We start from the raw sequence: 24,670 nt of genomic DNA, 5'->3' as shown, positions 1-24,670 counted from the left end.
CGGAGTTGTAACACTGTCAGGGGGCCAGCATTCCGATCCGGTGGGCGTTGGCCATGACCGAGAAAGTGATGGTTGTGGCCGGGATGCTTGGCAGGCATGAGGCATCGACCAGATGTACCCGTGACAGCCCTTTCGGTCGCCCCAGAATATCCGACTGCCCCGCACCAGGCGTTTTGGCCATGGGAACCGAGCCGCCCACGTGAAAGCTGGATCCCACATCGCCGGGGCGGCGGGCGAAACTCAGCGGCACAAGCCCTGCCAGTTTCAGAACCTGCCCCATGCGTGCCGTGGCGCGCGCCATGACCTGTTCGGTTTCGTCATTACCTTGCACGGTCGGGGTCAGCCGCCCGTCTGCGGCCATCGTCAGATCGATCTGGGCGGAATGGGCAGAATGTAAAAACGCCTGCGCCACGACCAGTCGTTGCGCCAGCAGCCTCCATACCGGGGCCGATCCGGGCAGTTTCGAGCCATAAGTATTGATCAGATCATGGGCATAGAACTCGTTCCAGGTATAGACCTGCGCGTGGACCAAATGCGGTGAGACCGCGGGGTCATCCAATTCAATGAAGATCTGCGGCAGGGTGTGATAGGGTCTTCGGTCCGGGCGCCGTGGCGCGCGCCAGCGGTGCAGGCTGGGCAGAAAGAAATGCTGACTGTCTTGCAGTTGCAAGCGGGCTGCGGAGTTCGGAGATGACGCCAGCATCAGCCGCGCGGTTTCCAGAACCCCGGCGGCGACAAAGATACGGTCGGCTTGCAGGGTTTCGCCGTCCTCCAGCGTGACCGTGACATGACCCGGGCGTTCCTCGAACTGGCGAACAAGACCGGTGCGATAGCGGAAATCCGGATTGTGACGCAGGACGTCAAGCGTTTGCCCGGACGCATAAATCAGACCCCAGGGGCAGCCATGCAGGCACTGGCCGCAATATTGGCAACCGGGTTCAACAGCCAGCCGCGCGGCACCGGCATGGGCTCCCAGTTTCGCAAGCCTCGCTGCTTGGCGATCCAGATGCGTCAGCATCCGTTCGGCTTGCGGCGATGGGGTCAGAGGGGCGCGATCCTGCATGGAAAGGGTGGGGAACAGAGTCTGTAATGCGTCCACCCGACCGCTGATGGGAAGGAATTCCGCAACCGCGCGGTAATGCGGTGACAGATCGTCAATTTCGATCGGCCAGTCGGCGATATCTTCGGTGCGGTTGGGCAAAACGGCCGAGCCCCAGAGATTGGACAGCCCACCTGTGGCGTGTGAGGCGCGCAATCCGATCCGGTCGGGCGATACCAGCGTTTCCGCCCCCGGTACCATGGCAAAATCCGATCCGAACCGGCGGACTTGCCCAGATGGCGTGTCGAACTGAGGAGCTTGCCAGGCTTTTACATCATCGGCGGACCAGCTTTCGGGACCCGTCGCGGCCAGCCTGTTACGGCGGGACTGCGCCGAGCCTTCCAGTCTGCGCCCTCCATCCAGCATCAAAACCTGTCGCCCCCGCGCCAATAGGGCCTTGGCCACGGACACCCCCGATGGCCCCGATCCGATGACCAGATCGGTCACGAGGTTGGGCCCGTCTGTGCCGGGGTATGCGGCCTCATGCGGGAACCGGGCGCTTCATCTCGGCGACGATGTCATCGATGATCTGCTGCAGCGTTCGCATCGGGCGGAACCCGGTGACACGTTGCAGTTTCGAGACATCGGGCAGGCGGCGCTGCATATCTTCGAAGCCTTCGGGATAGACCGTGTCGTAAGGAACACATTGAATTTCCGAGGCAGAGCCGGTCGTTCGGATGACCTGTTCGGCCAGCTCGCGGATCGTGACCTCCTGATCGGTTCCGACATTGAAGACGTCGCCGCGCGCCTCGGGCAGGGTCATCAGACGGCACATGGCCTCGACCACATCGGCGACATGGCCGAAACAGCGTGATTGTTCACCAGTGCCGTGGACCATCAGTGGCGCGCCTTCCAGTGCTGACTTGACGAAATTCGGCAGCACCATCCCGTAGCGCCCGGTCTGACGCGGACCGGTGGTGTTGAAGAACCGCAGCACCGTGACCGGCAGGTTGGATTCGCGCGCATGGGCCAGTGCCAGAAACTCGTCGAGTGTCTTGGCACAGGCATAGGACCAGCGCAGATTGCGGGTGGCGCCGATGGTCAGATCGCCTTCTTCCTGAAAGGGGAAATTGGTGCTTTTGCCATAAACCTCGGAACTGGAGGCGATGAACGTATGCGTCTTGTTCACCAGCGCGGCATCCAGCACGTTCTCTGTCCCCGCCACATTGGTCAGGATCGACCGGCTGGGTTCGTCCATGATCAGCTTGACCCCGACGGCGGCGGCCAGGTGGAACACCACATCCGCCGGATCGACCAGTTCGGTGACCAGCCCCCGGTCAAGAATACTGCCTTTGACAAAAGTGAAGCCCGGGTGATCCGCGACAGAAGCCAGATTGGACAGCAGCCCGGTCGACAGATCGTCAAGGATCGTGACCCGATGCCCTTCACCGATCAGCCGTTCCGCTAAATGGGAGCCTATAAACCCGGCGCCGCCGGTAATCAGAATATGCATTTGTTTGTACCAGTCACTGTGTAAGAACCAACTTTACCACGATTTTCCCCGCACCATCGCACGGATGCCGCGCATTGCCCTGCGGGCCGTGAGATAGGGCCCGCCGCGCCCGGCAAGATGCGCCTTCCAGCGGGCGATGTTGTTGAAATAGAACATCTCGAGCCGGGGCAGGTCGTGCATATCATCCTCCGCTTTGGCCACGCCCAGCCTTGTGCCGACCGAGGTGTCGTAATGCTGCGCGATCTGTCTGAGAACGCCAGAGTTCGACGCGCCATAAGGCGGTGCGAAATGCCGGGTGGGCTGGCCAAGCCGGGCGGCAATGTCCTGAGCGGATCCGCTGACTTCCTCTTCCAGCATGAGCGCATCCAGCGTGGTGAGATCGGGATGAGTGACACTATGCGCGCCAAAACAGACCCCTTCAGCTGCCAGCGTCTCGACCCTGTTCCAGCCCATCAGCGGGCGGGCAGGGATATTGCCCCCGGCCCAGCTGTCGCTGCCGCCCATCAGGCCCGAGGGCAGATAGACGATCGGGCAGAAGCCGTGATCGCGCAGGATGGGCCAGGCGGTGTCGGCGAAATCCTGGAACCCGTCATCGAAACTGATGATGACCACACGGGGGGCAGGCGGGTTGGCCAGCGCGTCCGGCGTCACCACCGGCAGGCCGGACGCCGCCAGCGCCTGCATCTGTGCCGCAAAGACGTCGGGCGCAATCGAGGTCGGCCCCGGCGCATCCGAAATCGAATGATACATCAGGATATCGGCCTGCCAGGCGGACATGGGTCAGTCTTCCACCACATGGGTGGCAAAGACTTCGCGATACCGGTTCCATTTCGCGCGGTCGACATGGCCCTTGCCGTCGATGCAATCCGCCGCGCCATAGGCCATGGCAAAGGCGTGGTGGGTATTGTCGTGGGCAAACAAACCCTGTCGTCCAAATACGAGCAATCCGTCCAAATTTGAGAGCCATTGATCCACCGTATCGAACCGCTCTTCATAGCCCATATCGTAAACCGGATAGGCGTGGCTCAGCCGCCGGGTTTCACAGCGGCGCACCGGAACCGTGACCGGCAGGCCCAGCTGCCCCAGCCACTTGGTGAATTCCTGCCCCAGCTCCTCGTCGGACATGGACCACCATTTCTCATCCGGGTCGCAGGGCAGTTCGGCGCACAGCACGGTGACGCCCTTTGGCGTGCCGCTGGCGTTATAGTTCTTTGGCTCTGACATCCGGCTGATCGGGATCGAGAGTTCCGGGAAGTAATGGGCATCGAACTCGGTGAACTGGTCTGTCTCCAGCACCAGGTACAGCAGGATCATGCCGCGGAAGCGGATCGCACGGGCGGCTTCGACCACCTCGGGCGGGGGCATGTCGATCAGGCGGGTCAGCCCGGTCAGCGGGATGGTCGACAGGATCAGATCGCCGGTCAGGTGCCGTTCCCCCTCGCCCTCGCGGATCGTCAGGCCGGTGATGCGGTTGCCGTCCCGTTCGATGGCGGTGATTTCGGCGTTGAACAGGAAGGTGGCGCCGTTGGCTTCGGCACTGTTGCGCATCGCGTCCGAGATTTGCCCGAACCCCTTGCGCGGATAAAAGAACCGACCCGCCGTTTCGCTGCGCAGCCCCGGCAGCAGGCGCAACATCTTCATCAGGATCTTGCCGACCGATCCACTGCCGACCCGGCGCTCGGCCAGTTTCACGGCCAGTTTGTCCGGGTCCAGCCCCCACAGTTTGCGCACGTAGGGGAAATAGAAATTGTCCGAAATCGTAGGCCCCAGCCCGTCATAAAGCACGGTCGAGAATGTCTCGGGCCCGGTGCTTTTCTTGCGGAACGGCTTCAGCACCATGTCCCCGATCAGCGACAAGGCAAAGGGTTTGGGCAGGCGCATCAGCGCGTCAGTTAGTTTCAGCGGGAAGTGGATCCATTTTCCGCCCAGCCGGATGCGCCCGTGGCGCGGGCGCAGCAGCAGATCGTCCCCTAGCAGGGCTTTCACATCGGCCAGAACCTCGGGCTCTGCCGCCGGGTGAAACCGATGCGAGCCATAATCGCAGATCACGCCCTCAATCGGGAAGGAAGCTGAATTGCCGCCCGCGATAGCGGCGCGTTCGATTACCGTTACGCGGGCCTGCCCGGTTAACGCATGGGCCGCGGCCAGCCCGGCCGGTCCGGCACCCAGTATGATGATATGGGGCCTGTCGTTGCTGTCGGGTCGGGAAACATCCGTCACTTGCACTCTTCCTTTTGGGAATTTGCCGGGGTGCTGAACCGCATCCCGGACAGGGTCAGAACCAGCGCGCCAAGCCCGCCTGCCGTAAACAACACTACCTGCCAGACCAGCCCGGCGGCCACGACCGCAGGCGCGCTGGCGCCAAATGGGGTCAGAAACCCGGCCAGCGTGGCCTCGCGCAGGCCGAGCCCGTTCAGCGAGACCGGCAGAACCGCAATGATCTTGGCCAGCGGCCAGGCGAAAACCCACGGCCCGGCTGCCACATCGACACCCGCTGCGATGGCCAGCCACCAGGCCAGCAGGACCAGCACCAGCTGGGTCAGAACCGATGCGACAAAGGCAATGGCCAGCGTGCCGGGTTTGCGGCCCATCCCGGCCAGCGCATCGGCCAGGCGATGGGCAAACCCTTTGCCGGGCAGGGACGGGATATAGCGCCAGGGCAGAGGCAGCAGGCGCGGCATCGCGACCATCCCCGCCAGTGCGGCCAGCAGGATCAGGGCAACCGGCCAGATCATATGCCCGCCGGCAGCGCTTTCCCATGTCAGCACCAGACCCAGACAGGACAGGGTCAGCAGCGCGACCATGTCGATCAGCCGGTCAACGGTCGCGCCCGCGACGACCTGCGCACCGTCTTTCATCGCGGCCTGCGCCAGACCGGCCCGCACCGTATCACCTCCAATTGCGCCGGGCAGGCACAGATTGGCGGCCAGCCCGGCAAAATGGGCCCGGATGGCCAGCAGGGGAGGAAGCCCTCGGTTCAGCAGCAGCCACCATTTCAGCGCGGCCCCCACATGGGCCAGCAGGAACAGGGCCAGCACGCATAGAAAGACCCAGATCGGGATCGACTTCAGTGCCGTCACGATGGCCTCAGCGGGAAGCAACCAGAACAGGATCGCCAGCACCACGACCGACCCGGCCACCCGGATCAGCCAACGCCGTTGACTTGGGTCGGAAAGCAGCCTGCCGCTCATGTCACGGTCTGAGGTGCAGCCGCGAGATCATGTCGGCGATCAGCCCCAGTGACCAGATCATGATCGCTGCCAGGAATGAGAATACTGCAGTTTCGCTGAGGTTCCAGTAGAACATGTCGATAATGAACTTCACCGTGCCCAGCGTGAAAAATGCCAGACCTAAAGGGATAAACACCCGTAGCGGGTTGAACAAAGTGCTGATGCGCAGGATCAGGATGATGAAGTTCAGGAAATCAATCGGACGGATTTTCGATTTGCCCACCCGTTTGCCGTATTCGATGGGCGTATAGATCATCCTTTTACCATTCGAGGTCATGCACAGCGTGATCGTGGTAGTGAACGAAAAGTTCTGCGGCAGCAGCGGCAGGAATGGGATCAGCTCGGATTTGCGGAACACGCGCAGGCCCGAGTTCAGATCGTTGATCTTGCGCTCGGCCAGAAATGAAGCGAAGGCAAACAGGAATTTCTTGGCCGGCCTGCGCAGCAGCGGCACGTTTTTCATCGCCGCCCCCCGGTCGCCGACCACCATGTCCTGATCACGGCACATGGCCAGCATGCTTGGCAGATAGCGCGCAGGGTATGTGCTGTCGGCATCCAGAATGGCCACATATTCATGCTGCGCCATCCGCACCCCGCGCTTGAGACTGGCGCCATAGCCGGAATTGACATCGTTGAAGGTGACGGTGGCACCACTGGCCTCGGCCTCGGCGCGGGTATTGTCCTGGCTTGCATCGTCTACCACGATAATTTCGTAAGGGATATTCAGCGGCTCGAGATGGGCGCGCACGTCCTCGACGGTGTGACGCACGGCATTTTCCTCGTTATAGGCGGGGATGACCACGCTCAGGCTCATGCCGGCGGTTTCCGATGCGATCAGCTCTTCAGATGTGGTGCTGTTCGTCACCATCGGCTCTGCGACTTTGTTCATGAAAATGAAAACCTTTTATTCACTTAATAGTCCCAGCCCCAGCCCCCGCTGCAAGATTTGCGTGGCGCATGGAACGTAACGGGCATAATTCCCTGTATTGCGTATAGTATTCGAACACGTACAGACTGAACATAGACAATAAATTTGACCAAATTCGACCGTTAAGGCGTCAAGTTTGTAATTACGTATACTGCACGCAGCAGGTGCAAGTGTTTGAGGCATGTGCCGCCTGGAACATGGCGGGGTGCGGGCAGCAGGAAGGAAACGGATGTCAGGGCGGCAGAGTTTCAGCAGCGGAGTTGCCTGGATGTCGGCTGGTATCTGGGTCGAACAGGCGTTCAACTTCATCATTTTTGCCATTCTTGCCCGTATTTTAGGGGTCGAAGCCTTTGGCCTGCTGGCGATGGTTGCGGCCTTTGTGCTGTTTTCCGAATTTCTGGTGCGCGAAACGATTTCCGACATTCTGCTGACCCATGAGGCGCTGTCACCAGAGCGGCTGAATTCGGTTTTCTGGTTGCTGGCGCTGCTCGGGGGTGTGTTGACTATTGCGCTTTATCTGGGCGCAGGGCTGGTCTCGAAATTCTACAATGAACCGATTGCGGGCGAATTGTTGATAGGATTGTCCCCAACAGTTCTGATGATTTCTCTGACGGCAGTGCCTGTGGCGATCCTGCGCCGGGAAATGAAGTTCCGTGTTCTGGCCATCCGCGCAGCACTTGGCGCGGCGGTCGGAGGGGTTGTGGGAATTGGCATGGCGCTGACCGGGTACGGGGTCTGGAGCCTGGTCGGTCAGCGGCTGGCGATGACAGCGACCAATATCGTGATGGCCTGGGGCGCAGTGTCCTGGCGTCCGGCTTTTCACGCGTCGCGGGATCACATGCGCAGGATTTTGCATTTCAGCCACCGGATTCTGGGCCTGCGCGCGGCGGAACTGGCGGCGGTGCAATCGCCTGCGGTAATCATCGGCGCGATGCTGGGGCCGGTGCAGGCGGGGTATTACGCAATTGCCTGGCGGGTGATCGAGACCGCCTCGTTCCTGATTATCACACCGCTGCGCACCGTGGCGCAGCCTGCCTTTGGGGCGGCTGCGCGCGATGGTGGTCCGGCGACGGATTTGCTGATCGACATCATGCGCCTGACCGGGTTTCTGGCCTTTCCGGCCTTTGCCGGGCTGGCGGTTCTGTCAGAGCCCGCGCTGGTCTTGCTGTTTGGTCAGAAATGGGCTCTGGCGGCTCCGGTCCTGAGCCTGATGTCGGTGTTCGGCATGTATCTGTGCGCCGAAAAGGTGCAGCAGACCTTTTGTCTGGCGGCAGGTCAGGCCGGGCGTCTGGCGGTTCTGTCCTGGGTCGAAGTGGCGCTGGCGGCGGCGGCGATCGTGGCACTGGCTCCGTATGGTTTGCCCGTCGTCACCGCCGGTTTTGTGGCGGTCTTTCTGCTGATCTGGCCGCTCAAATTCGCCAATCTGGGGCATATTGCAGGGCTGCCCGGCCCGGCTTTGATGCGGCAGCATCTCGCACCGTTTCTGCTATCTGCAGGAATGGCTCTCGCAGTGTTTGGAATTGTGCGGCAACTGGACGGGATGTCTCAGGTTTTGTGTCTGCTGATCGGCACTGCGACCGGAATGGTTGTTTATTGTCTGTTGGCTGCATTGTTTTTGCGTGACAGGTTGCGTCTGCTGATCGCAATGGTGCGCAGGAAAGAGGAAACAGGCCCCGAGATTGACCCGCAAGAGGTCAGTGGATAGCACATATTAATGCGCTACCCATCCTGGTTGATGAGCGGGACAGGCAGCTACCAAATCGGTGCGCCGAGGCGGAAATTGACAGCCTTCTCCGCGCCGTTGGATTTTTTGAGGTGAGCGGTGATGTTATTCTCCGCCTCCGAAGGGAGCAGCTCAAAACTGGCGATGGCCCTGTCACCGTTCTGTGTGAATTTGACCGCCTGCACCTCATCGCCATTGATCGTGATCGCTGCAGCCTGAACATCAGGCTCACCGATCCGAAGTTGGATATCAAGGGCGGTGTCGCGCCGGAGTGGGGCGTCCATAATCAATCGGGCAACCGACGGTGGGGCGTCGATTGCAAAAGCTCTGGTTCTGTCGTGGGAATTGGGGCCAAAACGGTAATACGCGGTAAACAGAATACCTGCCAATAACAGAAGGTATCCCCACCGGGTCCATCCCATACCACGCCAGATGCGCCTAAGTGGGCCATTTTGTGTGGCATCAGGGGCAATTCTGGCCGCGAAAATCAGGGCGCCTGTAAGGGCAAGGCCGGTGGCAATCAGGCCGAGAATAATCCATAGCGCCATCGAGAACGCGCCGCCCCAGGTGCCGAAATGCAGCATGTTCATCAGCTCTTTCCACTTCGCAAGCCCGCCCAAACCGTTCGGCGTCAGAACCCCCAGAACCTCGAGCGTCGCCGGATCCAGCGCAACGGAACTCATGCCGCGAAATTCTGCGATCCCTTCTACATGCCCGATAAAGACAAGGCTGTCGGCTTTGCTGCCGGGTATAAGCATCACAACAGGATCAAAACCGGACAGGGCCGCCTGGGCGCGGGCTTCGGCAATGTTTATCATCTCTGGCCCAAAGCCCGTCGGCAAAGCGGAGTCGCGAGGAGACGAGGGAGGAAGCTCTGGTGTTGTGCCACTCATTCCCAACCCACCTAGCATGAAATAGAAGCTGGTCAGGGCGATCAGGATCACAACCGGTGCGGACCACACAGCGGTGAGCCGATGCGCACCGCCTGCCCATGATCGTATTCCGTTCGAACGGCTGGGCCACCGGAAAAACCCTTTCCAGAACCGCCGATACGTAACGAGCCCGCTGATGATCTGTCCCAGCAGCAGGACCGATGTGGACGAAACCAGTACGAACATGGCCCGTTTCTCGGTTAGAAGCGTATCGTGCAAATCCCGCAATATGTTGCGAAAGCCTAGGTTGCGCGTTTCTTCGACAACCTCTCCGGTGGCCGGATCTGTCCAGAATGTCACCGCCTCACCCCAACCTGTGTTGCCATAGACCTGGTCCACGAACCAGGGGGTTGAGCGTTTGACGATCACGAAAGGCCGGCTTTGGGGATGGGCTTCTTTGACACCTTCATAGATCATACCGAAGCTGGCGGTGCGATCTTCCTTGGCGATAGTGGTCCAGATCGCCGGACGGCCAATCGATTCAAGTTCGAATCCGGCCACCAGAAGGGTTCCGGTCAGAAACATGAATGCAAAAAAGAGAGATAAATGCAGGCCCATCCAGGTGTGGATCTGAAAAAGCGCATTACGGGTTCTACGGTCCATTTGAATATTTTTCAGTCTACAATTTCTGGGTACACTAAACGCGGTATAGGCATGGGAAACAATAGCCAGGCGGTAACGTTATCGGGCGGCGGCGGATTCATTTTCTCTGTGGCTGCGAATACGCATTGTTGCATGATTTTTCTGCGGTGCAGATGTTGTGCGAATCCCAAACTTTACGGGATGCTATGATTGTGTCTGCATATTGGGTGGGTAAGTGGTGCCGTTAGATGTTAGATAATGATATGAAAACAATTTCTGTTGTCTCTCCTTGCTTCAACGAAGAAGACAACGTGGCAAGTTGCTACGAAACCGTTAAGGCGATTTTTGAAAAAGAGCTGCCGGGTTACAGGTGTGAGCACGTCTTTGTCGACAATGCTTCGACCGATCGTACCGTGGAAATCCTGCGTGGGATCGCTGCCAAAGACAAGAATGTAAAAGTGGTAGTGAACGCCCGCAATTTTGGTGTGTTTCGATCCGCCTTCAATGGGCTGCGTTATGCCGGGGGGGATGCGATTGTCGTCATTCTGCCGGTTGATCTGCAGGACCCGCCCGAAATGATCCCGGAATTCGTGCGGTTGTGGGAAAGCGGGTATGATGTGGTCGCGGGTGCACGGGCCAGCCGTGAAGAAAGCTTTGTGATGCGCTGCGCTCGATCGGCATTTTATACGATCGTTAACCGATTGTCAGACGTGACGATGGAATCATCTGTCGGAGAGTTCCAGTTGATCGATCGCAAAGTGCTCAAGGCGGTGTTGTCGCATCGGGATCATTACCCGTATATCCGTGGCATTATCGCAAGCTGCGGGTTCCGCCGGGTGATTGTGCCTTATGTCTGGCGGGCTCGGGCACGGGGGTTGTCCAAACATAATCTGATGGCCCTGACGGATCAGGCGCTGAACGCTATTTTCGCCTTCACGCGCGCGCCAATGCGGTTTTGTACGCTCAGCGGTCTGGTCATTGCCATTGGCTGTATCCTGTTTTCCCTTATTGCCACAGTTTTGTATTTCCTTAACCCCGAGCAGGCCCCGCGGGGGACAACGACCATTATCGTAGCGCTGTTTTTCCTGTCGGGTATCCAGATGTTGTTCATCGGTATGCTTGGGGAATACATTACCTCGATCCACAACCAGGTGCGCGGCGGACCGATCGTCACCGAGCAGGAACGTATCAATATTGATGGTCCCGCACGGGATCCTGCGCTGGTCAAAGAAGAACACATGGCATGAGCCTCCGTTCAAGTCAGTTTCTGTGGGGTCTTATTGGCCTTTTCGTATTGGGGTGTGGTCCCGCGTGGGCCGCAGATCCTCCGACCACCAATGCAACTCTGCCCGAGCTGCGCATATGGTTTGGGTGCATGGTGGTGGCCTCGGTGATTTTTCTGGGCTTCTTCTGGCTGCGTGGTCAGGTTCTGTTTGGCTTTCTGAGCGCAATAGCTCTTTTGGGCGGCGCAGCCCGGCTGTGGCTGACGCAACCGCTTTGGTTTCCACGCCTTGAGATTTCTGCGGACCCGCCTGAGAACCTGATCATGCTGGCGATACTGACGATGCAGGCGGCGGTGATCGGCGTTGTTCTCATACGGCCTGCAGGGCGCGCAGCCATAGGCGGTCTTTTCGCCAAAGCGGGGATATTTCGCCTGTTTCAGCTGATGGTTCTGGTTGCGGTTTTCGGCCTGTCGGCAACTCCTTATATCGCCTATGGCTATCATGTGGCCTATGGCTTGCAGATCGGTGTTGGCGGTGTGTTGTCACTGGTTCAACTGGCCACGATACTGGCCATGTTTGTTGTGGTTGGGCCAGACCACATGCCGCGAATCCCGGTGGCTGGTTTGGCGGTGTTTGCGACTTTGGTCAGCGCCATACTGGCCTGGACGGCGTTCGATCAGGTGCCCCATGTCGAGGATGAGCTGGCCTATCTTTTTCAGGCACGGACCTTTGCGGCTGGCACGCTCTGGGCTCCGGCCCCGCCCGAAGCGGCACACCCCGCGCTGGAATATTATCTTCTCGAAATACATGAGGGCAAATGGATCAGTGTTCCGGCACAGGGCTGGGCCATGGTTTTGAGCCTTGGGGTGCTGGTCGGGGCGCCATGGGCGATCAATCCGATCCTGACCGGGATATCGGTTTGGCTGGCCCATGACATTGTCCGCCGGGCAATCAGCCGGGAACGCGCGGATATGGTCGCGTTGCTTATGGCAACCTCACCCTGGGTGCTGGCTGTTGGGGCCACGCTGATGAACCACGCGCTTATGCTGGTGACGATCTTACTGGCCTGGTGGTGTTTGATCCGGGCCGGAGAGGGGTCTGCCCGCCGGGCGGTATTCCTGGCATTTGCCGCCGGGTTGGCCTTGGGATGGGGATTTGTCACCCGACCGTTGGACGGGTTGATCGTGGGTGGTCTGACAGGCCTGTGGGTGCTTCGCCGACTGCCTGCCGGGATCGGGCAAGTGCTTGCCTGTGGTGTCGGGGGCATCCTGTCCGGGTCTGTCGTTTTTCTGGTCAATCACGCGATCACGGGCGATCCGTTGTTAACCGCACAAGCCGACTATCTCAGCCGTCTGTGGCCGGACACGCAAAACGCATTTGGATTTGGGGAAAATGTGGGCCCGCCCGCCCAAAGCTGGGGGGCGCTGGATATCTGGATCGGTCACAGCCCCGCCGAAGCCGTGTTGAACCTGGTCAACGCGCTTGCCTCGCTTAACCTCGAACTTCTGGGCTGGACATTCGGGTCGCTGGTTCCGCTCTGGATCGTCTTTATCTGGCGCAAAAAGCTGACCGGGTTTGACCGTGCGATGCTGGTGATCTTTGCTGCCCTCGTGGCTGTTCTGTTCTTCTATTGGTTTACAGGCACCTTCTACCTCGGACCGCGCTATTGGCACACGGCATTGCTGCCTATCCTGGTTTTGTCTGCGGCTGGGATCGAGGCGATCAATGATCGGTTGCCCGAGCAGTATCGCGGCCGCCTGCATTGTGTTGTTCTGCTGCTCTGCGCCATTTCGGTTGTCAGTTTCACATCCTGGCGCGGTGTTTCGAAATATGACGGATATGGCGGGTATAGCGGTGACATCAGGCGACAGGTTGAAGCCGCTGATCTGGGCAATGCGTTGATTTTTGTCTCGACAAAAGGAGACATCGGGTCTGCGCTTTATCTCAACGATCCGTTCCTGCCGCCGGATAAGCCAATTTTCCTCAACGATCTGGGGCCGGATCAGAACGCGGCTATTATCGCTGCCTTCCCCGGACGCGAGGTTGTCTACCTGAGCGACGCAGACTGACACGCCCCGGGTCAGTCGGGTTTTCCCGAGCGCAATTACTCAGCAGCGTGCTGGTTTTCGGCGGCCACAAAGTTGCGTCTGAAGTCATTGGCAAACATCGTCCGCGTAAAGCGTCCCAGCCCCGAAGCATGTTCACCAAAGGTGTCGATCCGGGACAGCAGGGTCGTTTTTATGCGTGGATCGACCTGTGTCTGGAAATTGCGCGGCGCGTCGAACTGATGATCGGTCAGAGTACCCTCATACCCCGAGTTCCGCCAGGCTTCGACATCAAAGGATGAACTCCAGACCGGCTCGTTCTCCAGGCTCTGAGAGAAGGGCACATGCAGCATCACGGCGCTGTAATAGTTGATGATCGTGTCAAGCATGGCATGCGCTTCGTGATCACCTTCATCCAGCAGGTCCGAGATGGCCCGCTTCAGGAAAATAAGCGCTTCGTCCAGTACAATGAACCGGCCAATCATCGAGTATTTGCTGAGTAGATTGCCCCCCAGTTCACCGCTGATCAGGTCATCGTAATTGTCCTGCGCCCAAGCCACGCAATCGGCCCGGGTTTCAAACAGCTCAGCCTGGTTCTCTTCCAGATAACCAGCCACTGCATTGCGGAACGGCTCCGGTGCCTGATCCAGAATCTTTTGCATATGCTTGATGATCTGGAACGGTCGGATGTCCAGAGAACGCGCCAGCCGGAAGGCTTCTTCGAAATTGTCTTCATAATAGAAGATCGTCAGAAGCAGATGGAAAACACGGGTATCCAGGTAATCCTGGAACGAGAAATTCTCGGACTGGACCACCATTTCCTCGGTCTCGACCACGGTTGGACCGTTATATTTGCCCAGGCATCGGGCAACGACCCGGTGCAGGGTCTTGAAACCAAATTCTTTGCGGCTGTCAGGATTGGCCAGTGGCGCGCCATGCAACAGCATCAGCTGGTGTGCCGCCACCCGGCTGACACCGGTTTCGATCAGCTTGTCGACCGCATCCATAAAGGATTCCTTGGTCTCACCCGGCATGCACAGGATCAGCTCGCCATAGGATTGCATGCCCTTTGAATGAAGCTCCTGCTGTACCTCGGTATAAGTATCCAGGCTGATGTTGTCGCGTTTGATGTTCTTCAGAACTACCGGATTCAGGGACTGAACCGATGAGGTCATTGGCAACCGGCCCTTGGCCTTGCGCATCACCTTGATGATCCGGTCGCCGCGGTTTTTGCCGGTGGTTGTCCGGATATATTTGGGCCAATCGTATTTATCCATCAGATGGCCCAGATAGTCGGCCACCTCTTCGTCCTGCACATACATGCCGAAATTGTCGTCAGCAAAGCACAAGGGGCTGGCATGGTTGATGCGGGCCACGATGTAATCCAGATCGGCCTTGGTACGTTCGAACGAATGGCGGAAGACTTTCGAGTTCGATTTGACTGCCGAGTTGCAGAAGGCACAGGTGAACGGGCAGCCGCGGGCCAGCTGCATCAGTGCAAACAGGCCGGTATCAAAGAACTTGTCCATCAGCCCGGCAAGATAGGGTGACGGGATTTCGTCCAGATCGCGGATGCGGGGCGGCTCGCTCCCGCGCAGGATCTCTCCGGTTTTCGGGTGCACGTAAAGCGCGCCATCAACGGCCTCTTCCCACATGCCTTCGCGGCGGGCGCCAACATCGATGAACCGTTGCAGCGTACTGAGGAATGCACGCTCGCCCTCATAGGTGGGGCCGCGCACATGCATGTCGATCTGTGGCATGGTCCGGATCCAGCTGTCCTGTTCTTCTTCGGTCAGTGGAAAATTGGGGCCGCCCATGAGGGTCAGAACATTGGGATTGATCGCCTTGACGTAATCCGCAAAGGACAAGGCCAGGTGGTGGTTCCAGGAATAGCTTGAGAAACCAATGATGTCGGGTACCGCCGCATCAATGGCTGCCTTCAATTCCTGAGGGTCGCGGAAGATTGCAACCTCGATCGATGTCGGGCTTTTCGCATAGGCTTGGGCGAAAGTCGCAAGATTGCCGACACCTAATGGGTAGGTGTCTGATGTTGCGGTAACGAGGTTATGTCCAAGATCAGCAAGATAAAGACGCATTGACGATTATCCTTCCAGCACTGGTACCAAATACATTTAACAGTCCATATCCTACTGTATCAGATGGACCGGTTCGGGGGTGAAAGTGTTTTTGACGCATTATTTCAGACCTTCTGCTGCCACGGGAAGCGATCGGTCAATGCCCGGGAAACAAGGATGAATGCCAGCACCGCAGCGGGTAGAACCAGCAGACCTTGTGCAATGATCGGAGGCAGCCCTGCGAGCAGGAGCGCTTCGAGCGAAAAAGCGTTGAAGATGTAAACTATGGCATATGCCACGAGGTAGAAGGGTAATCTCCTCAACCCTTTGGTTTCGAATACAATGCGGGCGTGGGTCATGAAATTCCACGACACGCCGATGACGAACGAGACCGCAAGAGCGACCTGTGCTGGCAAGCCTGACAGGCTCAGAACCGAAAAAACCGCGTATGCAAAAATCGTGTTAACAATACCGACCAGAGCAAAAAGCATGAAGGACTGTTTTCGCAGAAAGAACGAAGATTTCATACAGCTTCCTCGTTTGTCAAAAGACACCGGGCGACTCCGGTGATAATATCATATTGTGGCGAAAACCCGGCTTCGTTCCGCAGCCGGGTTACATCCGCTGCCAGCCGGTCGGGATCATTTGCCGCGCGGGAGATAGCCCCCAGCCGGATCAGGTCAGGGTGATGCATCTGGTTTGCCACCTCTTCAATCAACTGCCGGACCGGGACGGCGGTGCCGCTTGCTATATTGATCGCACCGGTGACATTGGTTTCCAGCAAAAGCGCCAGCGCGCGCGCCAGATCATCGACATGCAGGAAATCCCGTTCCTGTCGTCCATCGGTGCAATCTACTGGCTCGCCTATCTTCAGATTTGAAATCAGATCGCCAAACAACCGGCCCGGTGGTTCATCCGGTCCGTAGACAAAGAAGATGCGGGCCCAGGCCAGAGACAAGCCAAGCGCATCCTGGCCTGCGCACAGCGCCAGACCGGTCGCAGCCTTTGCGGCCCCATACAGGGTCCGGGGCCGCAAAGGCGTTGCTTCGGTCAGCTCCGGCACCGACCAGTCATATTCGGCACAGCTTCCGGCGCAGACCACACGCCGCCCGCTGATGCGCGCAAACTCCCGCACCAAGTGCAGCGTGGCGGCCATCCAGTCCAGATTGGCCGGGGAAGCCCAGCGGTCGCGCGGGCCGTCATGCCAGGCCAGATGAACCAGATGGCTGGCGCGAGCTGTTTCAAGAGCTGCTGTGGTGGCGCTGGGGTCCAGCAGATCACAGGGGATGTCGTTTGCCGGGTTGCGGCCCAGCGTCACCACCTCATGGCCCGCCTGTGTCAGAGCCGGAACCGTCGCGCGTCCGATCAATCCGGTTGCGCCAGTCAGCAGAACCCGTGCCATCAGCTGATCCTGACTTCCGGCACGGCGGTCACGAACCGTACCTTCAGGTCGGACAGTTGCCCGATGACCTCATCCCGGATGTTCCAGGGCAGGATCAGCACGTAATCCGGCGGCGCCTCGCGCAGGGCTTCGACTCCATGCACGGGGATATGGCTGCCGGGCAGCAGCGTGTTCTGTTTGGCCGGGTTGCGGTCGACGCAGTAAGAGATCAGATCGGGGCCGATCCCGGCATAGTTCAGCAGCGTATTGCCCTTGGCAGCGGCACCGTAGGCGGCAACCGTGTCGCCCCGCGCCTTTGTTTCACGCAGGAAGGCAAGCAACCCATCGCGCAGCGCTTCGACCTGAGTGGTGAAATTCATGTAACCTTCAGGCCGGTCGAACTGCGCCGCCATCTCGTCCGCGCGGACCTTGGCCAGGCCCGGCCCTTCGGGGTGGCTGGCCCCTTCAAGGCAGGCGAACACCCGCAGCGATCCGCCGTGGGTTGGCAGCTCTTCGACGTCGAAGACGCGCAAACCCGCCTTGGCAAAGATTGTCTCGACCGCCAGCAGCGACAGATAGGAATAATGTTCGTGATAGATCGTGTCGAACTGCACGCTTTTGATCAGGTTCAGAAGGTGCGGAAATTCAACTGTATAGACCGCGTCCCCCGTCAGCAGCGTGGCGATGCCGGCAACGAAATCGTTGATGTTAGGCACATGCGCCAGCACATTGGCCGAGGCAATCAGGGCCGGGGGTTTCTCGACCGCAGCAACCTTTCGGGCCAGCGCCTCGCCGAAGTAATCGACCAGCGTGCGCACACCCCTTTCCTGCGCCGCCGTCGCCACATTGCCTGAAGGTTCGATCCCCAGAACCGGGATGCCTTTTTCAACGAAATACTGCAGCAGATATCCGTCATTCGAGGCGATCTCGATCACCAGATCATCCGGCCCGAGATCGAACCGGTCGACCATTTTTTCCACGTAATCCCGGCAATGGGCCAGCCAGCTGTCCGAGAAGCTGGAGAAATAGGCGTAATCGGTCGAAAAAATCTCTTCCGCCGGTACGACATCATCCACCTGAACCAACCAGCATTCGGTGCAGACGCGGGCGTGCAACGGATAGACCGGGTCCGGTTTGTCCGCTTTCGCGGGGTCGACATAGGAATTGGCCAGAGGGGACAGTCCGAGATCGACAAGCGTCATCTCAAGATCCGCGCCGCAATGGCGGCAGGTGGGATGGGTCGTGCCGGTCATACCTGTCTCATGCTCAGTGTTTCGAATTCGGCAATCTGGGCGTGGCACAGCTCGGTTGCCGGAGTGCCGCGGGCCCAGCCCGCATACCAGTTTGCCGTCAGCCTGACGGTGTCGTCAAAACTCAGGACCGGGCGCCAGCCAAGAAGTGCACGCGCCTGCGATACATCCAGCCGAAGCATCTTGGCCTCATGCGGCGCATCCGCCGGGGTGTCGATATCGATCCGGCCCTGCCCAAGCGCCTTGATGACCGCCTGGGCCACATCCAGAACCGGGCGTTCATCGTCACGTTCGGGGCCAAAATTCCATCCCGCTGCGAAGGCACCGTCCTGTTCGAGCTTCTGGGCCAGCATCATGTACCCCCTGAGAGGTTCCAGAACATGTTGCCAGGGGCGGATTGCGCCGGGATAGCGTAATACGACGCGTCCTTCATCGCTCAGACAGCCGCGCACGATATCGGGAACCAAACGGTCTTCGGCCCAGTCGCCACCGCCAATGACATTGCCCGCGCGTGCGCTGGCAATCCGGGCCGGATGTGGATCGGCGGCATCCGGTGAATAATAGCTGCGCCGCATTGCTGCGACCGCTATTTCGGTCGCACCCTTCGATGCGGAATACGGATCATGCCCGCCCATCGGGTCGGTTTCGCGATAGCCCCAGACCTGTTCGACATTCTCGTAGGCCTTGTCAGAGGTTGCCACCACCACCGCGCGCAGGCTCGGGGCTGCACGCAGTGCGTCCAAAAGCTGAACTGTGCCCAGAACATTGGTGGCGAAGGTCTCAACCGGAGTGCGATAGGAGCGCCGGACCAGGGATTGCGCCGCCAGATGAAAGACGAATTCAGGGTCGGTGTCCGCGATGATCCGGTCCAGGGCCGCACGATCATTCAGGTCGCCAGTGACCGACCTTATTTTGCGCTGATCCAGCAATGCCCAGAGATTGGGTTTCGTTTCGGGGGCAAGGGCGTATCCGGCGACTTCTGCACCAGCCTCGGCCAGCCAGGCAGCCAGCCAGGCGCCTTTGAAGCCGGTATGCCCGGTTACAAGCACCCTGCGTCCGGAAAACGCGCTCGCACTCATTCCCAGATTTTCCACGGCGCATTGCCTGTGGCCCAGTGTTCTTCCAGTTCCTGGCGTTCGCGAATAGTGTCCATGGGCTGCCAGAAGCTTTTATGTTCAAAGGCCATCAGCTCGCCATCGCGCGTCAGGTTCATCAGGGGGCTGCGTTCCCAGGCGGTATCGTCGCCATCAATGTAATCGCCCACTTTGGGGGACAGCACGAAAAACCCGCCATTGATCAGCCCACCATCCCCGACGGGTTTTTCAGAGAAATTCAGGACCTGATTGCTCTGCAGCTCGAGCTGGCCGAAGCGGCGGGGCGGAGGAACTGCCGTGACGGTTGCGAGCTTGCCATGCGCCCGGTGAAAATCGATCCCGGCCCGAATGTCGATATCACCAACACCGTCGCCATAGGTCAGGCAGAACGCTTCTTCATCCTTGAGCAGATGCATGACCCGGCGAAGTCGCCCGCCAGTCTGGCTGTCGTCTCCGGTGTCGATCAATGTCACGCGCCACGGTTCTGACTTGCTGTTTGCAATTTCAAGACCGCCATTGGCCAGGTCGATCGTAACGTCCGAGTTGTGCAGAAAGAAATTCGCGAAGAATTCCTTGATGACATAACCTTTGTACCCCAGGCAGACGATGAAATCCGTGACGCCATGGGCCGCGTAGATTTTCATGATATGCCAGATGATCGGTCTACCACCAATCTCAACCATGGGTTTTGGTATCTTGACGGTTTCTTCGCTGAGCCGCGTGCCTAAGCCACCGGCCAGAATAACGCATTTCATAAAATTACTCCCTCGTTAACAACGAGACTGGCTACCAATACACTCATCTTAACCCGGATCTGGGCATCCGGGTTATTGCAAACATTCGCACGCATTAGGACGACAGCGCCGCCACCCTGTCAAGATTCACAAAGCCACGAGTCGTGAGGCACTGAATTTCCTGTTGCCTTGGCGCTCAAACATACACAATGGGTGGAAAGAGGCGATATTGTTGACACGCTCTTTCAGCCGGGCAATCCAGTGAAGAACATCACAGAGATAGCGCTCAAAAGAGCTCATATTCAGGGTCGTACATGTTGTATCAGAATTGCGCGGACCAAATGCACATTTCACACCTGCGGGAAATTTTGACAAAGCTATACCGGTCGGAAAACATCGTTACGATTCAAATTATTGGAAAAAGCGCATGCGGTTTAGGACTGTGTAGGAGACAGAGGTTTTTACCAATTCTGAACCGGTTTTCGACACAGGCGATCCGGTTCGCATCTGCCCCCTCTCTTTATGGGATGGACAGCGGGTGCGGTTCGTCTAATCAGGGTGCCTATTTTCTGTACGGAAGGCCGGGCTTCAAAACTCAGGCCCTCTGTTTAGGGCGCTGACAGGATTTTGTTGTGAATCCCGGATAACCTCTTGTAGCCTTAGGTAAGTGTTTTGGTATGGGTGTTAGTCATTTGAAAAAAGATATTGTTCCCGTTGTCGTCATCGGTGGTGGCCCCGCAGGGCTGACAGCCGCCTATGAACTGCAAAAACTGAGCGGCACACATGTTCCCCGGGTCTTTGAGGCTTCGGATATGGTGGGCGGCATTTCCCGAACGGAAACGCATAAAGGGTATCGCTTTGACATAGGCGGCCATCGGTTTTTCACCAAGGTGCGTGAGGTCGAGGACATGTGGCATGAGGTGATGGGGGATGATTTCATCACCGTGCAACGCCTGAGCCGCATCTTCTACCGCAACAAATTTTATGATTATCCGCTGCGGATCTTCAATGCTCTTGGCAATATCGGCCCTTACGAGACCTACAAGATCATCGGCAGTTTCATCAAATGGAAGATCCGACCGCGCCAGCAGGAAGACACCTTTGAAGATTGGGTCGTCAACCGCTTTGGCGGACGGCTCTACATGCATTTCTTCCACAGCTACACCAAGAAGGTCTGGGGTATTCCACCGTCGGAAATCCGGGCCGACTGGGCTGCGCAGCGGATCAAGAACCTATCCCTGCCCAAAGCGGTCTGGAACGCGATTTCGGGGGCCAATGATACGGCCAGCCTGATCGAGGAATTCCAGTATCCCCGTCTGGGCCCCGGCATGATGTGGGAAAAGACCCGCGATCTGATCCGGGAAAAGGGCGGTTCGGTCGAAACCCGTTCCGAAGTAGTGAAGGTCAACCGCGATGGTAACCGCGTCACGTCGATTGATGTGCGTCATTGGGACGAAAGCGGTGACAAAACAACCGAACGGGTCGAGGGTGAGGAATTCATCAATTCGATGGCCGTGCGCGATCTGATCCACGCCTTTGATCCACCGCCACCACCCGAGGTGGTCGAGGCCGCCGATCGCCTGAAATATCGCGATTTCCTGATCGTGACCCTGATACTGGATCACGCCGATCCGTTCCCGGACAACTGGATTTACATCCACAGCCCACAGGTGAAGGTTGGTCGTATCCAGAATTTCCGAGCCTGGTCTGCAGAAATGCTGCCCGATCAGAATACAGCCTCGATCGGGATGGAATATTTCTGCCAGAAAGGTGACGGGTTGTGGTCGTCAAGTGATGAAGACCTCAGGCATCTTGCGAGTGAAGAGCTTGAAAAGCTTGGTCTGGCCAAGGCCAGAGATGTCATTGATCACGCGGTTATCCGGCAGCCCAAGGCCTATCCCGTCTATGACAGCGAATACAAAGAGGCACTGGACACGGTCAGCGGTTGGCTGAAGACGCTGGAAAACTTCCAGACCGTGGGTCGCAATGGTTTGCACCGCTACAACAACCAGGATCATTCCATGCTGTCGGCGATGTACGCGGCGCGCAATATTCTGGGCGAGAATTATGACGTTTGGGATGTCAATGTTGAGCGCTCTTATCACGAAGAGTTTGAAGCTAAGCCCAAGAAGAAGGCGTCGCCGGGCAAGAGTCTCCGCAAAAGCACTGCGCTGTGAATCTGTAGCTCCGCTCGTCCACCGTGTTGTACGGCTATTTAGCTGCGCTTGACGCGCAGCTTCTGCTTCTGCCCCAGTACATGATATTCGAACAGGCACCAGACATAGACGGTGGCGGAATAAACGTAATAGACCTGATGGTAGAGCAGGCATTTGAATGCAAACCATGGCCCGCCATGTCCGGCCATGGCGCGTACCAGATCCAGATTGGCGACCAAGGCTGCCGTCAGCAATAGCAGGGGCAGGGGCCATGCCCCCGGCCAGAATGGCAGGACCAGAAGCGACAGCAGCAACAGCCCCGCAATTGCAGCCCGCGCCCGCTCGGCCATCGAGGTGTTCAGGTCATCCGTCAGCCCCTCACGCGAGATCATAAGCCGGGCCCAGGGCAGGGCGCGACAGAAGATGTCCGTGCTCAGGCTGTTGCGGATGGTCCAGACTTTCAGGTGTTTACCCTGCAGCTGTGGCTCGACAAGGATACGACGGCCGGTCCCCGCGATCCGGTAGCCCAGTTCGATATCCTCAATCGACGGGACCTCGTAGGTTTTGACATCAAATCCACCGACTTCAAGAAACACGTCGCGCCGGATGGCGCCACACCCGGCCCAGAAGGTGCGCGCCTCGCGGCGGGCGCGCTGATGGTGATAGCGGTGCAGAAGGTTCTTGTAACGCGAGAACCACGATTGCCCATCCGGCGCGTCGTCATAGGATCCGAACACGGCGCCGACATTATCCTCGGACATGGCACGGCGGATATGCCCCGGGCCATCGGGCCAGGCGATGACGTCGGAATCGACGAACCACAGGATGTCACCGGTGGCGTGTTCGGCGGCCAGGTTGCGCGCAGCCCCCGGCCCGCCATTGACCGGCGTGGTCAGAACCGTGGCCCCCATTTCGCGGGCAAGGGCCGCAGTCCCGTCCGGGGACTGGTCATCGACGACCAGAACCTGCTGCACCTGGCCGGTGTTCAGCATTTCAATCAGGGGTGTCAGGACACGGGGCAGCAGATGTTCGGCCTTGTAGGCGGGCATGACGACGCTGATGGAAAGGGTTTGATCTGAAGTCACGAGGTATCTCCGGTCGTGCCTTGCGACACTGTCGAACGCTGAACAAGAAAAAGAAAGGCAGCCGTAAAGGGCAGCAGCCACATCACACGGGCACCATATCGGTCTGCGGGTTGCGAGACCCCGCCACAGACCAGCGCATTCACTGCAATCCCGATCAGAATGAACAGGGCGAACAGTTTCATGTCTCGGGGGATTCCCGGTCGCAGCAAATTGATCAGGATAAAGGCAAACGACACAGCATAGATCAGACCGTGTATGGCATTGGCCGTTTCTATCCAGCCCCTGTCCTGAGACAATGAACCGCTCTGGAACATATCGGGCCGGATGTCTCCCATTCTGGCCAACCAGCGGGCGTTCTCCAGCTCTACATCCGTCGGAATCGTCATAGCAATGCTATAGCGCAATACCTGCTGATAGCCGTTTCGGGCCAGCGCCAACGAGGTGGAAAGAGGCCGGGACAGGAAAACCGCTTTGGCGAAATCCCGTTGGGACAGAGCAACCTGTTTCTGGTCTTCCGGCGACATCAGCTGAAATGAACCCAGGCTGGGTGAGCGTTCGAATATGATGTGGGATGGTGTCAGCCTATAAGGGTCGTCCGACCACGATAGCGCTTCGTGTAACGCGCAGGTGGGTATTTTAGTATTCGGGCAGACCTCGTTCAGGTAATCCATGCCGGGCCCATCAACGATGAGCCGCGCAGTGATATGCGGTGTATAGACGACCTCTTTGTCAGTGGCGATTTCCACGGTGACCTGAAAAGCCTTGCGCTCGGCCAGTGCCAGCGCCAGAATCATCATCATCAAAATTGTTGCACGCCAACGCCGCGGTCTTTTCTCACTGAGCGCTGCCAAAGCCACAAAGGGGATCGTCAACGCTGCAACCGCCAGATGAGACGGGTGCAGAAGAGCGCTGAAAAGGGCCAGACCGGATATCAACAAAAGCTCCCAAGTCTGCATTATCCGCCCGAAGGCCGTCAATGAGGCAATCACGATCAGCAACACCGGGGCAAAAATATCGGGCATCATGTAGGCGATATAAAACGGCAATGAAGTACAGGCTGCCACCAGCAAAGGCACCGCAGTCATCGTGATTGAGTTCTGCATGCCGCCCAGAGACCGGCCAGCCGTTCGCGCCAACATCCAGACAGCCAGCAACGTAACGGCCAGATGCAACACCGGAAGGGTGGACAGGGCGTCAACCCTAACAAATGCGGCCATGATGAGGCCATAGATTAGTGACCGTGATCCGGTTGCGGTGGTATCCTCGTCGGCGACGTGGGTTACGCCCGCCGCAGCACTATCAGCTGTCGGCGGCAGAAAACTGCTCAGGGCCACATTCCCCTGCCGGATGTAACTGCCGGTGTCGAAGTAATAAAGCGGCCCGCCATTGATCAGAAACACGGACAGACAGGCCAGCAGCGCCGCTATCAACAGAAGGGATGTCTTGACCCTCCAAGATGGTTTGTCTGGATAAACCGACACGGTCATATCCGTTCTGCAGCCTGTTTTGCCGCAAGTACGGGGTGCTGAAAACAAGCGACTACCGTCTTCAGCCTGCCCTCCAGCGCCATTTCACAGAGATAAAAATCAGGCGCGTCCATCAGCGTTCTCAGCGGCCTCCATAAATCGATTCAAAATAGGTGTTACCCCACTCCGGCTCTCACCGACATGGCGTTGAGTA

General features: G+C 58.4%; 19 protein-coding genes. 4 read left to right on the top strand and 15 right to left on the bottom strand.

Annotation, left to right across the window (positions count from 1 at the left end; all coding sequences use genetic code 11):
* Window positions 1-16: 16 nt before the first annotated feature.
* Genes ACR0DS_RS16020 through ACR0DS_RS15995 form a run of 6 tightly spaced genes read right to left on the bottom strand, consistent with a single transcriptional unit; the run spans window position 17 to window position 6,671 of the window.
* The gene (locus ACR0DS_RS16020; RefSeq protein ID WP_480560165.1) at window positions 17-1,546 is read right to left on the bottom strand and encodes a GMC oxidoreductase; all 1,530 of its coding nucleotides are present in this window, start codon (window positions 1,544-1,546) and stop codon (window positions 17-19) included.
* 34 nt (window positions 1,547-1,580) lie between these two features.
* Window positions 1,581-2,552, bottom strand: a complete 972-nt coding sequence (locus ACR0DS_RS16015) for an NAD-dependent epimerase/dehydratase family protein (protein ID WP_480560167.1) — start codon at window positions 2,550-2,552, stop codon at window positions 1,581-1,583.
* A 33-nt stretch (window positions 2,553-2,585) separates the two neighbouring features.
* Entirely contained in the window at window positions 2,586-3,329 is a 744-nt protein-coding gene (locus ACR0DS_RS16010; RefSeq protein WP_480560169.1) for a polysaccharide deacetylase family protein, read from the bottom strand.
* A gap of 3 nt (window positions 3,330-3,332) precedes the next feature.
* Window positions 3,333-4,772, bottom strand: coding sequence for a protoporphyrinogen/coproporphyrinogen oxidase (locus ACR0DS_RS16005; protein ID WP_480560171.1), 1,440 nt, complete (start codon window positions 4,770-4,772; stop codon window positions 3,333-3,335).
* Window positions 4,769-5,743 carry a lysylphosphatidylglycerol synthase transmembrane domain-containing protein gene (locus tag ACR0DS_RS16000; protein WP_480520182.1) on the bottom strand — a complete coding sequence of 325 codons (975 nt, stop codon included), beginning with the start codon at window positions 5,741-5,743 and terminating at the stop codon, window positions 4,769-4,771. The genes ACR0DS_RS16005 and ACR0DS_RS16000 overlap by 4 nt, the downstream gene beginning before the upstream one ends.
* A gap of 1 nt (window position 5,744) precedes the next feature.
* Window positions 5,745-6,671, bottom strand: a complete 927-nt coding sequence (locus ACR0DS_RS15995) for a glycosyltransferase family 2 protein (protein WP_209507463.1) — start codon at window positions 6,669-6,671, stop codon at window positions 5,745-5,747.
* 307 nt (window positions 6,672-6,978) lie between these two features.
* On the opposite strand from ACR0DS_RS15995, the gene ACR0DS_RS15990 reads away from it, so the two are divergent.
* Window positions 6,979-8,415 (top strand): lipopolysaccharide biosynthesis protein, encoded by a 1,437-nt coding sequence (locus ACR0DS_RS15990; RefSeq protein ID WP_480560174.1) that lies wholly within the window; start codon window positions 6,979-6,981, stop codon window positions 8,413-8,415.
* A 47-nt stretch (window positions 8,416-8,462) separates the two neighbouring features.
* Here the strand turns inward: ACR0DS_RS15990 and ACR0DS_RS15985 are convergent, their stop codons facing one another.
* Window positions 8,463-9,968, bottom strand: a complete 1,506-nt coding sequence (locus ACR0DS_RS15985; RefSeq protein WP_480484421.1) for a PepSY-associated TM helix domain-containing protein — start codon at window positions 9,966-9,968, stop codon at window positions 8,463-8,465.
* A gap of 242 nt (window positions 9,969-10,210) precedes the next feature.
* Here ACR0DS_RS15985 and ACR0DS_RS15980 point away from each other — a divergent pair, with 242 nt between their 5' ends.
* Both ACR0DS_RS15980 and ACR0DS_RS15975 read left to right on the top strand, forming a co-directional pair.
* On the top strand, window positions 10,211-11,194 hold the full coding sequence (locus ACR0DS_RS15980) for a glycosyltransferase family 2 protein (RefSeq protein WP_480484422.1): 984 nt from the start codon (window positions 10,211-10,213) through the stop codon (window positions 11,192-11,194).
* Window positions 11,191-13,239, top strand: a complete 2,049-nt coding sequence (locus ACR0DS_RS15975) for a glycosyltransferase family 39 protein (RefSeq protein ID WP_480484423.1) — start codon at window positions 11,191-11,193, stop codon at window positions 13,237-13,239. The genes ACR0DS_RS15980 and ACR0DS_RS15975 overlap by 4 nt, the downstream gene beginning before the upstream one ends.
* Window positions 13,240-13,274: 35 nt before the next feature.
* On the opposite strand, the gene ACR0DS_RS15970 is transcribed toward ACR0DS_RS15975, so the two are convergent.
* The 6 genes from ACR0DS_RS15970 to rfbF all read right to left on the bottom strand — a co-directional run bounded on the left by ACR0DS_RS15970 (window position 13,275) and on the right by rfbF (window position 19,770).
* Window positions 13,275-15,311, bottom strand: a complete 2,037-nt coding sequence (locus tag ACR0DS_RS15970) for a B12-binding domain-containing radical SAM protein (RefSeq protein ID WP_480484424.1) — start codon at window positions 15,309-15,311, stop codon at window positions 13,275-13,277.
* Window positions 15,312-15,415: 104 nt separating this feature from the next.
* Window positions 15,416-15,781, bottom strand: coding sequence for a GtrA family protein (locus tag ACR0DS_RS15965; protein WP_480616847.1), 366 nt, complete (start codon window positions 15,779-15,781; stop codon window positions 15,416-15,418).
* A gap of 32 nt (window positions 15,782-15,813) precedes the next feature.
* Window positions 15,814-16,692 (bottom strand): NAD-dependent epimerase/dehydratase family protein, encoded by an 879-nt coding sequence (locus ACR0DS_RS15960; protein WP_480484426.1) that lies wholly within the window; start codon window positions 16,690-16,692, stop codon window positions 15,814-15,816.
* Window positions 16,692-17,924, bottom strand: coding sequence for a methyltransferase domain-containing protein (locus ACR0DS_RS15955; protein ID WP_480484427.1), 1,233 nt, complete (start codon window positions 17,922-17,924; stop codon window positions 16,692-16,694). The genes ACR0DS_RS15960 and ACR0DS_RS15955 overlap by 1 nt, the downstream gene beginning before the upstream one ends.
* Entirely contained in the window at window positions 17,921-19,015 is a 1,095-nt protein-coding gene (gene rfbG / locus ACR0DS_RS15950) for a CDP-glucose 4,6-dehydratase (protein ID WP_480547047.1), read from the bottom strand. Before rfbG ends, ACR0DS_RS15955 begins: the two co-directional genes overlap by 4 nt.
* Window positions 18,997-19,770: a glucose-1-phosphate cytidylyltransferase gene (gene rfbF, locus ACR0DS_RS15945; RefSeq protein ID WP_480484429.1), complete on the bottom strand. Its 774-nt coding sequence runs from the start codon at window positions 19,768-19,770 to the stop codon at window positions 18,997-18,999. Before rfbF ends, rfbG begins: the two co-directional genes overlap by 19 nt.
* Before the next feature lie 671 nt (window positions 19,771-20,441).
* Here rfbF and ACR0DS_RS15940 point away from each other — a divergent pair.
* Window positions 20,442-21,926: an NAD(P)/FAD-dependent oxidoreductase gene (locus ACR0DS_RS15940; protein ID WP_480484430.1), complete on the top strand. Its 1,485-nt coding sequence runs from the start codon at window positions 20,442-20,444 to the stop codon at window positions 21,924-21,926.
* A gap of 38 nt (window positions 21,927-21,964) precedes the next feature.
* Here the strand turns inward: ACR0DS_RS15940 and ACR0DS_RS15935 are convergent, their stop codons facing one another.
* Together ACR0DS_RS15935 and ACR0DS_RS15930 are read right to left on the bottom strand one after the other, a co-directional pair.
* Window positions 21,965-22,990: a glycosyltransferase family 2 protein gene (locus tag ACR0DS_RS15935; protein WP_480484431.1), complete on the bottom strand. Its 1,026-nt coding sequence runs from the start codon at window positions 22,988-22,990 to the stop codon at window positions 21,965-21,967.
* Window positions 22,987-24,477 (bottom strand): hypothetical protein, encoded by a 1,491-nt coding sequence (locus ACR0DS_RS15930; protein WP_480560175.1) that lies wholly within the window; start codon window positions 24,475-24,477, stop codon window positions 22,987-22,989. The genes ACR0DS_RS15935 and ACR0DS_RS15930 overlap by 4 nt, the downstream gene beginning before the upstream one ends.
* Between the last annotated feature and the right edge of the window lie 193 nt (window positions 24,478-24,670).

This window comes from Ruegeria sp. AF5, from assembly GCF_056541905.1.
This window is presented reverse-complemented; position numbering and strand designations above follow the sequence as displayed.

Coding starts and splice junctions, on each gene's coding strand:
- ACR0DS_RS16015 (WP_480560167.1), bottom strand. CDS start 2,552: ATGCATATTCTGATTACCGGCGGCGCCGGGTTTATAGGCTCCCATTTA.
- ACR0DS_RS16010 (WP_480560169.1), bottom strand. CDS start 3,329: ATGTCCGCCTGGCAGGCCGATATCCTGATGTATCATTCGATTTCGGAT.
- ACR0DS_RS16000 (WP_480520182.1), bottom strand. CDS start 5,743: ATGAGCGGCAGGCTGCTTTCCGACCCAAGTCAACGGCGTTGGCTGATC.
- ACR0DS_RS15995 (WP_209507463.1), bottom strand. CDS start 6,671: ATGAACAAAGTCGCAGAGCCGATGGTGACGAACAGCACCACATCTGAA.
- ACR0DS_RS15990 (WP_480560174.1), top strand. CDS start 6,979: ATGTCGGCTGGTATCTGGGTCGAACAGGCGTTCAACTTCATCATTTTT.
- ACR0DS_RS15985 (WP_480484421.1), bottom strand. CDS start 9,968: ATGGACCGTAGAACCCGTAATGCGCTTTTTCAGATCCACACCTGGATG.
- ACR0DS_RS15980 (WP_480484422.1), top strand. CDS start 10,211: ATGAAAACAATTTCTGTTGTCTCTCCTTGCTTCAACGAAGAAGACAAC.
- ACR0DS_RS15975 (WP_480484423.1), top strand. CDS start 11,191: ATGAGCCTCCGTTCAAGTCAGTTTCTGTGGGGTCTTATTGGCCTTTTC.
- ACR0DS_RS15970 (WP_480484424.1), bottom strand. CDS start 15,311: ATGCGTCTTTATCTTGCTGATCTTGGACATAACCTCGTTACCGCAACA.
- ACR0DS_RS15965 (WP_480616847.1), bottom strand. CDS start 15,781: ATGCTTTTTGCTCTGGTCGGTATTGTTAACACGATTTTTGCATACGCG.
- ACR0DS_RS15960 (WP_480484426.1), bottom strand. CDS start 16,692: ATGGCACGGGTTCTGCTGACTGGCGCAACCGGATTGATCGGACGCGCG.
- ACR0DS_RS15955 (WP_480484427.1), bottom strand. CDS start 17,924: ATGACCGGCACGACCCATCCCACCTGCCGCCATTGCGGCGCGGATCTT.
- rfbF (WP_480484429.1), bottom strand. CDS start 19,770: ATGAAATGCGTTATTCTGGCCGGTGGCTTAGGCACGCGGCTCAGCGAA.
- ACR0DS_RS15930 (WP_480560175.1), bottom strand. CDS start 24,477: ATGACCGTGTCGGTTTATCCAGACAAACCATCTTGGAGGGTCAAGACA.